10 protein-coding genes are annotated in these 14,251 nt (G+C 70.8%); 3 read left to right on the top strand and 7 right to left on the bottom strand.

Annotated features, from left to right (window positions below):
- Nucleotides 1–61: 61 nt before the first annotated feature.
- From ffh to IOD14_RS08885, 5 genes are all read right to left on the bottom strand, one after another.
- A complete protein-coding gene (gene ffh / locus IOD14_RS08905) occupies nucleotides 62–1,609 on the bottom strand; it encodes a signal recognition particle protein (protein ID WP_212670002.1) in 1,548 nt (515 codons plus the stop codon).
- A gap of 85 nt (nucleotides 1,610–1,694) precedes the next feature.
- Nucleotides 1,695–4,148, bottom strand: a complete 2,454-nt coding sequence (locus IOD14_RS08900; RefSeq protein WP_123991858.1) for a [protein-PII] uridylyltransferase — start codon at nucleotides 4,146–4,148, stop codon at nucleotides 1,695–1,697.
- Nucleotides 4,149–4,174: 26 nt separating this feature from the next.
- Complete coding sequence (locus tag IOD14_RS08895) at nucleotides 4,175–4,513, bottom strand: P-II family nitrogen regulator (protein ID WP_003997576.1); 339 nt, start codon at nucleotides 4,511–4,513, stop codon at nucleotides 4,175–4,177.
- The gene (locus IOD14_RS08890; RefSeq protein WP_123991857.1) at nucleotides 4,510–5,841 is read right to left on the bottom strand and encodes an ammonium transporter; all 1,332 of its coding nucleotides are present in this window, start codon (nucleotides 5,839–5,841) and stop codon (nucleotides 4,510–4,512) included. The genes IOD14_RS08895 and IOD14_RS08890 overlap by 4 nt, the downstream gene beginning before the upstream one ends.
- A 324-nt stretch (nucleotides 5,842–6,165) precedes the next feature.
- On the bottom strand, nucleotides 6,166–7,671 hold the full coding sequence (locus tag IOD14_RS08885; RefSeq protein WP_123991856.1) for a hypothetical protein: 1,506 nt from the start codon (nucleotides 7,669–7,671) through the stop codon (nucleotides 6,166–6,168).
- A gap of 434 nt (nucleotides 7,672–8,105) precedes the next feature.
- Between IOD14_RS08885 and IOD14_RS08880 the strand changes: the two genes are divergently transcribed.
- Entirely contained in the window at nucleotides 8,106–8,762 is a 657-nt protein-coding gene (locus tag IOD14_RS08880) for a bifunctional DNA primase/polymerase (protein ID WP_123991855.1), read from the top strand.
- Nucleotides 8,763–8,849: 87 nt separating this feature from the next.
- On the opposite strand, the gene ftsY is transcribed toward IOD14_RS08880, so the two are convergent.
- Complete coding sequence (gene ftsY, locus IOD14_RS08875) at nucleotides 8,850–10,043, bottom strand: signal recognition particle-docking protein FtsY (protein ID WP_123991854.1); 1,194 nt, start codon at nucleotides 10,041–10,043, stop codon at nucleotides 8,850–8,852.
- Between the two features lie 105 nt (nucleotides 10,044–10,148).
- On the opposite strand from ftsY, the gene IOD14_RS08870 reads away from it, so the two are divergent.
- Both IOD14_RS08870 and IOD14_RS08865 read left to right on the top strand, forming a co-directional pair.
- On the top strand, nucleotides 10,149–11,564 hold the full coding sequence (locus tag IOD14_RS08870) for a cytosine permease (protein ID WP_249125871.1): 1,416 nt from the start codon (nucleotides 10,149–10,151) through the stop codon (nucleotides 11,562–11,564).
- Nucleotides 11,565–11,617: 53 nt separating this feature from the next.
- Nucleotides 11,618–12,589: an LLM class flavin-dependent oxidoreductase gene (locus IOD14_RS08865; protein WP_212670000.1), complete on the top strand. Its 972-nt coding sequence runs from the start codon at nucleotides 11,618–11,620 to the stop codon at nucleotides 12,587–12,589.
- Nucleotides 12,590–12,741: 152 nt separating this feature from the next.
- On the opposite strand, the gene IOD14_RS08860 is transcribed toward IOD14_RS08865, so the two are convergent.
- Nucleotides 12,742–14,160, bottom strand: a complete 1,419-nt coding sequence (locus IOD14_RS08860) for a sugar porter family MFS transporter (RefSeq protein WP_123991851.1) — start codon at nucleotides 14,158–14,160, stop codon at nucleotides 12,742–12,744.
- Nucleotides 14,161–14,251 lie beyond the last annotated feature (91 nt).

The following is a 14,251-nucleotide window of genomic DNA, read 5'->3' as shown; positions in this document are numbered from 1 at the left end:
ACGACAAACACCCACCCCCGGCACACGCGGGGATGAACTCAGCCGGTGGGCTTCCTGAACGTCAGCCCATGAACTTCTTGAACTCGTCCGGCAGCTCGAAGTCCTGCGGGGCCTGCTGGCCGGGCACCCCGAAGGCGCTGCCGCCCTGGGCCGCCCGGCGCGCGGCCTCCTCCTGCTCCTGCTGCTTGCGCTTCATCGGGTTGCCGGAGCGCTGCTTGCCCTTGGCCTTCTTCGGCTGCTTCTTGGAGCGGCCGGGACCGCCCCCCATGCCCGGGATGCCGGGCATGCCGGGCATCCCGCCGCCCTGGGCCATGCGGGACATCATCTTGCGGGCCTCGAAGAACCGCTCGACCAGGTTCTTGACGGCGCTGACCTCGACACCGGAGCCCTTGGCGATACGGGCGCGCCGCGAGCCGTTGATGATGGTCGGCTCCTGGCGCTCGGCCGGGGTCATCGACTTGATGATGGCGGCCGTGCGGTCGACGTCCCGCTCGTCCAGGTTGTTGATCTGGTCCTTGATCTGGCCCATGCCCGGGAGCATGCCGAGCAGCTTGGAGATGCTGCCCATCTTGCGGACCTGTTCCATCTGGGCCAGGAAGTCGTCCAGGGTGAAGTCCTGGCCCTTCTTGGACGCCAGCTTGGAGGCCATCTTCTCGGCCTCTTCCTGACTGAACGTCTTCTCCGCCTGCTCGATCAGGGTGAGCAGGTCACCCATGTCGAGGATGCGGGAGGCCATCCGGTCGGGGTGGAAGGCGTCGAAGTCCTCCAGCTTCTCGCCGTTGGAGGCGAACATGATCGGCTTGCCGGTGATCTGCCGGATCGACAGGGCCGCACCACCGCGGGCGTCGCCGTCGAGCTTGGAGAGCACCACGCCGTCGAAGCCGACGCCGTCGCGGAAGGACTCGGCGGTGTTGACCGCGTCCTGACCGATCATCGCGTCGACGACGAAGAGGATCTCGTCGGGGCTGACGGCATCGCGGATGTCCGCGGCCTGCTGCATCAGCTCCTGGTCGATACCGAGACGTCCGGCGGTGTCCACGATCACGATGTCGTGGACCTTGGCCTTGGCGTGCTCGATGGAGTCCTTGGCGACCTTGACCGGGTCACCGACGCCGTTGCCCGGCTCGGGGGCGTAGACCGCGACCCCGGCGCGCTCGGCGACGACGCTCAGCTGGTTCACGGCGTTGGGGCGCTGGAGGTCGGCGGCGACGAGCAGCGGCGAGTGGCCCTGCTCCTTCAGCCACCGGCCGAGCTTGCCCGCGAGGGTGGTCTTACCGGCACCCTGGAGACCCGCCAGCATGATCACGGTGGGCGGGTTCTTGGCGAACCTGAGGCGCCGGGTCTCGCCGCCGAGGATCGTGACGAGTTCCTCGTTGACGATCTTCAGGACCTGCTGGGCGGGGTTCAGCGCCCGGGAGACGTCGGCGCCGAGCGCGCGCTCCTTGACGTTCTTGATGAACGTCCGGACGACGGGCAGGGCCACGTCCGCCTCGAGGAGGGCGATACGGATCTCGCGCGCGGTGGCGTCGATGTCCGCCTCGGAGAGCCGTCCCTTGCCGCGCAGGTTCTTGAAAGTCGCTGAGAGGCGATCGGAAAGAGTATCGAACACGGCGCTCGCGGTCCTCGGGGTCGGTGGCAGCTGGGAATCGCCCTCCAGGGTATCCCGGCGACACAGGTCACCGGGATCCCCCGGGTCAGCCGCGCAAGGTCTCCTCCAGCTTCCGGGCCACGGAGGCCGCCTCCCCGCCCGAGAGCGGCGCTCCCTTGGCGTCGGTCACATAGAAGGCGTCCACCGCGTTGGCGCCCAGCGTCGACACATGGGCGCTGCGCATCCGTACGCCGGCGTCCTCCAGGGCCCGCCCGATGCGGAACAGCAGGCCCGGGGCGTCCTGGGCGCGGACCTCGATCACGGTGGCGTGCCGGGAGGCGGCCGAGGCGACCGTCACCCGCGCGGGGGGCGCGACGACACCCCGGCGCCTCGGGTAGGCGGCGTCCCGCTCGGCGAGGCGCCCGGCGACGTCCAGGGAGCCGTCCAGGGCCCGTACGAGATCGGCGCGCAACCGGGCCGCCTGGGGCAGCGAGCCGTACTGGGCGGCGACCCGCCAGTTCAGCAGGAGCACGGAGCCCTCGACGCCGTCGGGCAGGTCCAGGGCGCTCAGCTCCGCGGTACGGACGGTCAGCCGGTGCACGGCCAGCACGCCGGCGACCGCGGGCAGCACGCCGGGCTGGTCCGGCACGGCGATGAGGAGTTCCACACCGAGCGGCTCGGGGTCCCCGGCCGGCTGGTCCTCCGCGAGAACCGGCGGCTCGGTCTGGGCGCGCAGGGACAGCACCGGTCCGCCGGTGGCGACCGCCTCGATGGCCAGCCGCTCCTGCTCGGCGGTGGGCGCGACGGCCTCGGGTTCGTCGAGGTCGTCCCCGGCGAGCACGGCGCCCACCCTCTTGACCAGGTCGGCGACGAGCGAGCCGCGCCAGGTCGACCAGGCGGCCGGTCCGGTGGCCAGGGCGTCGGCCTCGGTCAGCGCGTGCAGCAGCTCCAGCGTGCCCTGCGATCCGACCGCGTCGGCGACCGAGCGCACGGTGAGCGGGTCCTCCAGGTCCCGCCGGGTGGCGGTGTCCACGAGCAGCAGGTGGTGCCGTACGAGCGTCGACAGCACGGCGACGTCGTCGCGGTCGAAGCCGATGCGCGCGGCGACGTCCTTCGCGATGATCTCGCCCGCCACCGAGTGGTCGCCGGGCCAGCCCTTGCCGATGTCGTGCAGCAGCGCGGCGACGAGCAGCAGGTCGGGGCGGTGGACGCGCCGGGTGAACTCCGAGGCGCGCACGGCCGTCTCGATGAGGTGCCGGTCGACGGTCCAGATGTGCACGGCGTTGCGCTGGGGGCGGCAGCGCACCCGCTCCCAGTCGGGCAGCATCCGGGTGATCAGGCCCTCGGCCTCCAGGGCCTCCCAGACGTCGATGGTGGGCTGGCCCGAGCCGAGCAGGGTCACGAGCTGTTCGCGCGCCTCGGCGGGCCACGGGGTGGGCAGGGGGCGAACTCCGGCCGCCATGCGCCGTACGGCGTGCAGGGAGAGCGGGAGTCCGGCCTGTGCGGCGGCGGCCGCGGCCCGCAGCGGGAGCACGGGGTCGCGGTCGGGGCGGGCGGCGCGGGCGAGGACCACCTCGCCGTCCTGCTCGACGACGCCCTCGGCGAGGGGCGACCGCTCGGCCACCGGTTTGCCGCCGCCGAGCATGGCGCGCAGTCGCGGCCGCACGGCACGCGACCTGAGCACGCGTCCCACCTCGCGCCAGGTGACGTCACTGGCGTACGAGATGACCCGGGCGGCCTCGTAGACCTGCCGCAGCAGGGTGTCGGCGTCGAGCAGTCCGAGCTCGGCGGCGACCTGGTCCTGTTCCTGGAGCGCGAGGCGGTCGGTCGCGCGCCCGGTGGTCAGGTGCAGGGCGTCCCGGACGTCGAGCAGTCGGCGCCGGGCGTCGTCGAGGCCCTCGCGCGGGGCGTCGGCCAGCCAGGAGGCGGCGACGGCGCGCAGGACGGTGGCGTCCCTCAGGCCGCCGCGGGCCTCTTTGAGATCGGGTTCGAGCAGGTACTGGAGCTCGCCCTGGCGCTCGGCGCGCTCGTCGCACAGCTCCTGGAGCTCCGGGAGGCGCTTGGGTGCCTGGTTGCGCCAGTCGGCGAGGATGGCCGTGCGCAGGCCTGCCGTCAGGCCCAGGTCGCCGGCGATGTGCCGGGCGTCCAGGAGGCCGAGTTGGACCTTCAGATCGTCCGCGGCGGTCTTGCGGGCCTCCGCGGGCGTGCGCACCGAGTGGTCGAGGGCGAGGCCGAGGTCCCACACGGGGTACCAGATGCGGTCGGCCAGGGCGGCCACCGCGTCGGAGGCGCTGCCGTCGTGCAGCAGGACCAGGTCGAGGTCGCTGCGGGGCGACAGCTCGCCGCGGCCGTAGCCGCCGACGGCGATCAGGGAGACCCCGCGCAGCTGCTCGGCGCCCGCGGTGAACAACCCCGCGAGCCAGTCGTCCGTCAGCTCGGCGAGGGCGGAACGGCGCGGCGGCCCGGACCGCGCCCCCTCCTGGAGGAGGCGCAGCCGGGCCGCCGCGTAGCCGCTGGGTCCCGAGTCCTCTACGTCCTTGTGCACGTTCGTGCTCGTCACCCAGCAGCTCCTGTTCTGTTCTTCCCTCAGAGCGCGTCCGGGCCGCGCTCGCCCGTCCTGACCCTTACGGCGGTCTCGACCGGCAGGGACCAGACCTTGCCGTCACCGATCTTGCCGGTCCGGGCCGCCTTGACGATGACGTCGATCAGCTGCTCGGCGTCGTCGTCCTCGGCGAGGACCTCGATGCGGATCTTCGGGACCAGGTCGACGGTGTACTCGGCACCGCGGTAGACCTCGGTGTGGCCCCGCTGACGACCGTAACCGCTCGCCTCGGTGACCGTCAGGCCGTGGACCCCGAATGCCTGGAGGGCTTCCTTGATCTCGTCGAGCCGGTGCGGCTTGACGACGGCGGTGATGAGCTTCATGCGTCCACCTTCTTGCCCGCGTCGGCGGCCGGGGCCGTGACGGAGGTCCGGGCGGCGCCACCACCGGCACCGCTGAAGTCGTATGCGGTCTCGGCGTGCTCGGCCTGGTCGATGCCCGAGACCTCCTCGTCCTCACTGACCCGCATGCCGATCGTCTTGTCCAGCAGGAAGGCCAGGATCGCGGAGGCGATCAGGGAGTAGGCCAGGACCGCGAAGACACCGGCGCACTGCTTCCAGAGCTGGTCCGCGTTGCCGCCGTAGAAGAGGCCCTTGACGTCGGACTGACCCTTGCCGCTGGCGAAGAAGCCGATCAGCAGGGAACCGATGACACCGCCGACCATGTGGACGCCGACGACGTCCAGGGAGTCGTCGTAGTTGAACCGGTACTTCAGGCCGACCGCCATGGCGCACAGGACACCGGCGATGACGCCGACGCAGATCGCGCCGATCGGGGTGACCGCACCACCGGAGGGGGTGATGGCGACCAGACCGGCGACCGCGCCGGAGGCGGCACCGAGGGTGGTGAACGCGCCGTGGCGGATCTTCTCGTAGATGAGCCAGCCGAGCATGGCGGCCGCGGTGGCGATCTGGGTGTTGACGAACATCAGGGAGCCGACGCCGTCGTCGTTGCCGAGCCACGAGCCGGCGTTGAAGCCGAACCAGCCGAACCACAGCAGGCCGGCGCCGAGCATGACCAGCGGGAGGCTGTGCGGACGCATCGGGTCCCGCTTGAAGCCGACGCGCTTGCCGATGACGAGGATCACGCCGAGTGCCGCGGCACCCGCGTTGATGTGGACCGCCGTACCACCGGCGAAGTCGATCACACCGAGCTCGAAGGCCCAGCCGCCGGTGCCCCAGACCCAGTGGGCGACCGGGAAGTACACGACCGTCGCCCACAGCGCCACGAAGAGCGCCCAGGCGGAGAACTTCACGCGGTCGGCGATCGCGCCGCTTATCAGGGCGGGCGTGATGATGGCGAACATCATCTGGAAGACGGCGAAGGCGAGGACCGGGATCGTGTACCCGGACCAGATGTCGCCCTTGTCGATGCCGGTCCATCCGAAGAAGTCGGATTCCCAGCCGATGAGCGAGCCGTGGTCCGTACCGAACGCCATGGAGAAGCCGTAGACCACCCACAGGATGGTGACGATACCCATGCTGATGAAGCTCATCATCAGCATGTTGAGGGTGCTCTTGACGCGGACCATGCCTCCGTAGAAGAAGGCGAGGCCCGGGGTCATGATCAGCACCAGGGCGGAACAGATCAACATGAAGCCTGTGTTGGCCACAGACAGCTTGTCTGCGGCGAGCGTGATGGCTGGTGCCATCGGCGTCTCCTCGTCGTAGGTACGGCCCCGTGCGGGCGAAGCCAGAGCGGATTGAGGGGTGGGCCGGTTATGCGCCATGAGATTGGCGCAGCGCCGTTTCCGTGGAAGCCCCTCGTTGTTTCGCCGCCGTGACGAAGGCGCCTGGTGTGTTACGCGTCGATGAACTGGCAGATTCGGGCCGCGTCGATCGTTATCGTGGCGCAACCTTCGTAGAAGGAAAGAAACCGGCCGCGGTCGGCCTTCCGATGACCTGGCATGGGGGAGCCGAGTCGGGCAGTTCGGGAGGGCCGGCCGCGGCCGGGGTTCTGGGGATCTACGGGGTTCTCAGACGGCTTCCGCGGTCTCGGGCAGTTCGACGGCGAGCTTCTCCGTCAGGTCGACGACCTCGGCGAGATCACCGAAATCGCGTACGGCCGTGTCGACCGTCTTTCGAATACGAGTGTTGACGCGCTCGGAGCGGACCTTCTTGGCGATGTGCATGGCCTGTTCCGCCAGTACGGCGGACTGCTCGGGCTCGCGCCGCAGCAGATGCACGGTGGCCATGCCGATGAGATTGAGTGCGTACGACCGCTGGTGCTCGCCGTCCTCGGAGAAGAGCTCCACCGCCCGCTGCATGAGGGGCTCGGCCAGGGAGGCGTAGGTCGGGCTGCGGCCGGCGACGTAGGCGAGGTCGCGGTAGGAGTGGGAGTTCTCGCCGTACAGCTCGGCCTCGGAGAAGAAGCGGATCCAGTCGGGGTCCGGCTCGTCCCACTCGTCGGCGTCGGCGAAGGTGTCCTCGGCCATCCGGACCGCCCGCTTGCACTTGCCGGGCTGGCCCATGTTGGCGTAGGCGCGGGCCTCCATCGCATACAGCATCGACTGGGTGCGCGGGCTCGCGCAGTCCCGGCTGCCGTACTGCGCGAGGTGGATCAGCTCCAGGGCGTCCTCGGGCCGCCCGAGGTGGATCATCTGGCGGCTCATGCTGGACAGGACATAGGAGCCGAGCGGCTTGTCCCCGGCCTCCTTGGCGGCGTGCAGGGCGAGCACGAAGTACTTCTGGGCGGTGGGCTGGAGGCCCACGTCGTACGACATCCAGCCCGCGAGCTCGGCCAGTTCGGCGGCGACCTTGAACAGCTTGCGGGTGGTGGTCTCGGGCTGGGGCTCCTGGAGGAGGTCGGTCACCTCGTGCAGCTGGCCGACGACCGCCTTGCGGCGCAGGCCGCCGCCGCACTGGGCGTCCCACTGGCGGAACATCACGGTCGTCGACTCGAGGAGGTCGAGCTCCGGCCGGGAGAGCCGGCCGACGCGCCGCGCCGCGGCGGGGTCGGGCTCCCGGTGCGGGGTGCTGCCCGGGCCGGGGACCAGCCAGCGCTGCATGGGCTCGATGAGGGACGGGCCCGCGGACAGGGCCAGCGAGGTCCCGAGGAAGCCGCGCCGCGCCAGCATGAGGTCGCTGCGCGAGAACTCGCTGAGCAGGGCCACGGTCTGCGGGCCCGTCCAGGGCAGGTCGACCCCGGTCGTGGACGGCGACTGGCGGGCGGCGCGCAGTCCGAGGTCCTCGACGGAGACGACGCATCCGAACCGCTCGGAGAACAGCTCGGACAGGATCCTGGGGATGGGTTCGCGGGGGTTCTCGCCGTCCAGCCAGCGGCGCACCCGCGAGGTGTCGGTGGAGATGTGGTTGGCGCCCAACTGGCGGGCCCTGCGGTTGACCTGGCGGGCGAGCTCGCCCTTGGACCAGCCGCTGCGCACGAACCAGGAGGTGAGCAGTTCGTTCGGGCGTTTGTCGGCCTGAGGGGAGCTCTGCGCGGCGCCCCCGGCGCCCGTCCCGCTTCCACTGTTGCCGCCCACTGGAACGCCCCCATCCCTGAGACCACTTGTCGCCGAGTGCGCCAAGCCTTATCAGAATGCCGGTAAATACGGCCGTTCGTCCGGCGGTTGTCAGCCTTCGAACGGGGAACCGACTTGCCTCCGGCATACCCACAAGCGCATGTGCCCCCAGGACTCGTGCACTCAAAGTAATCCTACGATCACGCGTCCAGCCATGGCGATCCCGGAAACGCCACCATTCGCCACCCCTTCGAATGAACTCACGGTCGCCTCCACACGATTCACTTGACATAGACCGAGCGGGGGTGGGCGGAACGGTGCACTCAGGGGCGCACATGCCCCAGCGCACCACCCGGGACGCTTCCGGACGCCCGGATCGCCCGGATGAGGAAACGGAGAGTGACCGAACGCGTCCGTCTCGTAACCACCGGCGCGCTGGACCCGTTGGAGGGGGCATGGGCTTCACGATCGGCGGCATTCGGGAGATTCGTTCCGGCACGCGCAGGCGCGGCCGCTCCTCGGAGTGCACCGCCGTCGCCGAGTTCACCGGACTCTGGGGCTGGGACGTCGTCCCGGGCGCGCGGGCCTCGGCCGGCGCCTGCTCCTGCGGTCGCGCGGACTGCCGCCGACCCGGCGCCCACCCCCTCGACTTCGCGCCCCCGGTACCGGCCGGGGCCACGCTCGACGACGTGACCAAGGCGTGGGCCGAGTTCCCCGGCGCCTCGGTGATGCTGCCGGTCGGCCGCGCCTTCGACGTCATCGAGGTCGCCGAACCGGCCGGGCGCCGCGCCCTGGTCCGTCTGGAGCGCATGGGCCTGCCCCTCGGCCCGGTGACCGCGACCCCCGAGGGCCGCGCCCAGTTCTTCGTCGCCCCCGGCGCCGCGTCGGACCTGACCGAACTCCTCTACCGCATGGGCTGGGACGACGCCGCCTCCCTGGACCTGCGCGGCCTGGGCCCCGGCAGCCACATCACGGCCCCGCCGTCGGACCGCGGCGGCCTGGGACCGGTCCGGTGGCTGCGACCGCCGTCACTGGACACGGCGACGAAGCCACCGGCGGCGAGGCTGCTGCTGGGGACCCTGGCGTACGTGGCGCACCGCTCGCGCGCATAGCCGTACACGGCGGAGCTGCCACGCACAGCGAAGCGCCCGCTCCCCACTGCACCTGGGGGGCGGGCGCTTCCTCGTGCGCGGGGTCTCTCACTCGCCGATAAGGGCATCCACGAACGCTTCCGGCTCGAACGGCGCCAGATCGTCGGCGCCCTCGCCCAGTCCGATCAGCTTGACCGGCACACCGAGTTCGCGCTGGACCGCGACCACGATGCCGCCCTTGGCCGTGCCGTCCAGCTTGGTCAGCACGATGCCGGTGATGTCGACGACCTCGGCGAAGACGCGGGCCTGCACCAGGCCGTTCTGCCCGGTGGTGGCGTCCAGGACGAGCAGCACCTCGTCGAGCGGCGCGTGCTTCTCCACGACCCGCTTGACCTTGCCGAGCTCGTCCATGAGGCCGGTCTTGGTGTGGAGGCGGCCGGCGGTGTCGATGAGGACCACGTCGACCCCCATCTCCTTGCCCTCCTTCACCGCGTCGAAGGCGACGGAGGCGGGATCGCCGCCCTCGGGCCCGCGCACGGTGTGGGCGCCCACCCGCTCGCCCCAGGTCTGGAGCTGGTCGGCGGCGGCGGCCCGGAAGGTGTCGGCGGCACCCAGCACGACGCTGCGCCCGTCGGCCACGAGCACGCGCGCGAGCTTGCCGGTGGTGGTGGTCTTGCCGGTGCCGTTGACCCCGACGACCATGACGATGCCCGGCTTGCGCTCCTCGGGCTCGGTCCTCACGGTGCGGTCGACCTCGGTGCCGACCAGCTTGAGCAGTTCCGCGCGCAGCAGCCCGCGCAGTTCGTCCGGGGTGCGGGTGCCGAGCACCTTCACCCGCTCACGCAGCCCGTCGACCAGCTCCTGGGTGGGGGCCACGCCGACGTCGGCGGTGAGGAGGATGTCCTCGATCTCCTCCCAGGTGTCGTCGTCGAGGTGCTCGCGCGACAGGAGCGTGAGCAGCCCCTTGCCGAGCGCGTTCTGCGAGCGGGATAGCCGGGTGCGCAGCCGGACGAGGCGTCCGGCGGTGGGCTCGGGGACCTCGAGCTCGGTCGGGGGGAGTTCTTCCACGACGGGCGGCGCCGAGCCGCCCGGGAGATCGACCTCCTCTATGGTCCGGCGCGGTTCGTCGCGCGGAGTCTCGGCCTCGTCGCCGACGTGCGGCTCGGCCGGAGGGGCGGTGATGTCGGGAGCGGCGGGAGGTGGCGGGGGCAGCGACTTCTTGCGCCGGCTGCCGACGACGAGCCCGCCGAGCACACCGAGCACGACCACGGCGATGACTACAGCAAGGATGACGGTTTCCATAACCCGTCCAGTATCCATCCCGGCCCCGCCGGGGAGACGGCGCCGCAGCGCTGGGTGAGCGCGAGCCCATTCGGTGACTTTTCACCGCATATAGGGTGATTGCTTGTGAGTGCCCTCGAAACCCACGGTCTGGAACCGGTCCCCGAGCAGGAGCGCACCGCACGGACCAGGAGCCTGTTCCCCACCTGGGTCGCCGCCAACATCAGCGTCCTGCTCCTGACGATGGGAGCGGGCCTGGCCGTGTCGTACGGCCTCAACTTCTGGCAGGTCCTCACCGTCGGTGTCACCGCGCCGGCCGTGTCGTACGGCCTGGTGGGGCTGATCTCGATCGCGGGCAGGCGCGGCGGCGCCCCCGGTACGGCGCTGTCCCGCGCGGTCTTCGGGCAGCGCGGCAATCTGCTGCCCGGGGCGCTGATCTGGGTCGCCCGCTGGGGCTGGGAGACGATCAACGCGGTGACGGGTGCCTACGCGCTGCTCACCGTCCTGAACATCCTCTTCGGCGTCCACGGCGGTACCGCCCTGATCGTGGTGACACTGCTGTTCTTCGTGCTCGCGACCTTCGCGATCTCCGGCCTGGGCATCGGCGTCCTGCAGAGGTGCACCAAGGGGGCGGCCTGGCTCTTCGCCGCCTTCTCGGTCCTGGTGCTCGTCCGGCTGCTCGTCGTCGCGGACTGGGGCGAGGTGTTCGGCCGGGCCGCGGGACCGACGTCGGCGATGATCACGGGCATCGGCCTGATCGCGGCCGGGGGGATCAGCTGGGTGCCCTCCTCCCCCGACTTCACACGCTATCTGCCGGGTACGGCGTCCTCGGCGGCGATCGTACGCAACACGGTGGGCGGCGCCGGGGTCGTCGTCCTGCCGATGCTCCTCATGGGCACGGTCATGGCGTCCGCGACCCCGGACCTGGCCCGGGCCCCGGACCCGGTGTCCTTCCTCGGCGAGATCCTGCCGCTGTGGCTCGCCGTGCCCTATCTCCTGATCGCCCTGGTCGGCACCCTGCTGATCAACTCGATGTCCATGTACTCCGCGGGCTTCACCGCGCAGGCGCTCGGCTTCCGTGTCCCGCGGCACTGGGCGGTCTCGGTCAACGCGCTGATCTCACTGGTCCTCGGCGGCATCCTCATGCTGGCGGCGACGAGCTTCCTGGGCACTTTCGTCGCCTTCCTCTCCCTGCTCGCGGTGGCCTTCTCGGCGTGGGCCGGCGTCTTCGGCGCCGACATGCTGCGCAGGACGTCGTACGACGGCGAGGCACTGCTCGACACGACCCCGGCCGGCGCCTACTGGTACCGGCACGGCTTCGGCACGGCCGCGGTCACCGCGTGGGCGGCGGGCCTCGGCACGGGTCTCCTGTTCACCGCGTCCGACTGGTTCACCGGCCCGTTCGCCGCGGACAACCCGGTCGGCGAGTACGGCCTCGGCTGGGCGGCGACGATCGCGGTCTCGGGGCTGCTGTACGCGGTGCTGCCGAAACCTCCGGTCGTGGAGCCCCGGTACGGCGACCCCGCGGCCATGGCGATCTGACGTTCCGTCAGCTACCGTCCCCCGCACCATCCGCCCGGTGAAGGGGGACCCCCATGCCCGTCACGGTCGTCCGTTTCAACCTCGTCGAGCCCGGCGCGACGCCCGCCTCCCTCAGCGCCCGCTACCGGGCTGCCCTGGACATGGCCGCGTACGCCGACGAGCACGGGATCAGCACCGTGCAGACCGAGGAGCACCACGGCGTCGACAACAACTGGCTGCCGTCGCCCTTCGCCTTCGCGGGCGCGGTCTTCGGCGCGACGCGCAGGATCGCGGTCACCGTCTCCGCGGTGATCGGCCCGCTGCACGACCCGCTCCGCCTGGCCGAGGAGATCGCCGTACTGGATCTGCAGAGCGGCGGCCGGCTGGTGACGGTCGCCGGGATCGGGTACCGGCCCGAGGAGTACGCCCTGTTCGACGTGGACTGGCGGCGGCGCGGCCGACTGCAGGACGAGCTCCTGGAGACCCTGCTCAAAGCCTGGACCGGCGAGGAGTTCGAGTACCGCGGCCGAACGGTACGGGTCACCCCGCGCCCCTTCACCGATCCGCACCCCCTCCTCCTGGTCGGCGGCTCCTCCAAGGCCGCGGCTCGCCGGGCCGCCCGCCTGGGTCTGCCGTTCTTCCCCAGCGCGCATCTGCCGGAGCTGGAGGCGTACTACAAGGAGCAGCTCGTCGAGTACGGCACCGAGGGCTGGACCATGATGCCGACCGCCGAGACCCCCCTGCTGCACATCGCCGAGAACCCGGACGAGGTGTGGGCACGGCACGGAGAGCACTTCCTGCACGAGGCCCGCACGTACGCCTCCTGGCAGTCCGGCGACATCCGCTCGGCGGTCCGGTCGGCGGCGACCAGTGTGGAGGAACTCCGGTCGGAGGGCGTGTACCGGATCCTCACGCCGGACCAGTGCGTGGAGCTGGGACTCGACAACCTCGTCCTGCATCCGCTGGCGGGCGGGATGCCGGTGGAGGAGGGGTGGCGGAGCCTGCGGCTGTTCGCGGAACGGGTGCTCCCGGCACTGGCCGGCTGAGCCGGGCGCGAGCGCACGGACTCCGGTGACCCCGCGCGCGTACAGCACCGCCGCCCCCGGTCCAGGCGGTTGCCTGGACCGGGGGCGGCGGAAGGTTCGGGGAGAGGGGCAGCGGGGTGTTGGCCCCTCCCCCCGGGCTCGCGGGTGGGCCGTCAGCCCATCTCCTCCAGCGCCTTGCCCTTCGTCTCCTTGACGTACTTGAGGACGAACGGGATGGAGAGCGCGGCGAAGACCGTGTAGATCACGTAGGTCGCGGAGAGGTTCCAGTCGGCCAGCGACGGGAAGCTCGCGGTGATGGCCCAGTTGGCGATCCACTGCGCGGACGCGGCCACGCCGAGCGCGGCGGCGCGGATCCGGTTCGGGAACATCTCGCCGAGGAAGACCCAGACGACCACACCCCAGGACAGGGCGAAGAAGAGGACGAACACGTGGGCGGCGATCAGCGCGGTCCAGCCCTGCGCGGCCGGCAGCTTGCCGTCGACGAGGTCGAAGGAGAACGCCCAGGCCTCCAGCGCGAGACCGATCACCATGCCGACCGAACCGATCAGGGCGAGCGGGCGGCGGCCGATGCGGTCCACGAAGATCATCGCGATCACGGTGCCGACGATGTTGATGATCGACGTCGTGAAGGAGTAGAAGAACGAGTCCGTCGGGTCGACGCCGACCGACTGCCACAGCGTCGAGGAGTAGTAGAACGCGACGTTGATGCCGACGAACTGCTGGAAGACCGACAGGCCGATGCCGACCCAGACGATCGGCTTGAAGAAGAAGGAGCCGCCGAGCAGGTCCTTGAAGGTCGACTTGTGCTCGCTCTTCATCGCGTGCTCGATCTCGGCGACGCGGGCGGTGAGGTCGATCTTGTCGCCCTCGACCTCGGCGAGGATCTCGCGGGCCCGCTCGCGCTTGCCGACGGAGATCAGGAAGCGCGGGGACTCGGGGATCGCGAAGGAGAGCAGACCGTAGAGGACGGCCGGGATCACCATGACGCCGAGCATGACCTGCCAGGCCTCCAGGCCCATCAGCTTGCCGCGCTGGTCGCCGCCGGCCGCGTTCAGCAGGCCCCAGTTGACCAGCTGCGAGATGGCGATGCCGATGACGATCGCGGCCTGCTGGAAGGACCCGAGACGGCCGCGGTAGGCGGGCGGGGCGACCTCGGCGATGTAGGCGGGGCCGATGACGGAGGCCATGCCGATGGCGAAGCCGCCGACGATCCGCCAGAACGCCAGGTCGTACAGCGCGAAGGGCAGCGCCGAACCGACGGCGCTGACCGTGAAGAGGGCGGCCGAGATCTGCATGCAGCGGATACGGCCGATGCGGTCCGCGATGCGTCCGGCGGTCGCCGCGCCGATCGCGCAGCCGATCAGGGCGATGGCGATGACCTGCGCCAGGGCCGCGGAGCCGATGTCGTAGCGGTCCCGGATGGCCTCGACGGCGCCGTTGATCACGGAGCTGTCGTAGCCGAAGAGGAACCCGCCCATCGCGGCCGCCGCCGCGATGAAGATGACGTGCCCGAGATGATCGGGATGAGCCGTTCCGGCTCCTGACTTCTGCGCCTGGGCTGTGCTGGTCACGTTCCACTCCTAAGGCCATCGGCAACGCTGCCTGAAGGCAAGAACAACGATGAAGACCTTATGCCTTCAAGTTCCGAAAGCAACAGCTGGG

This window comes from Streptomyces sp. A2-16 (assembly GCF_018128905.1).
Taxonomy (GTDB): domain Bacteria; phylum Actinomycetota; class Actinomycetes; order Streptomycetales; family Streptomycetaceae; genus Streptomyces.
Note: the sequence above shows the minus strand (reverse complement) of the source record. Positions and strands in the feature narration are given on the sequence as shown.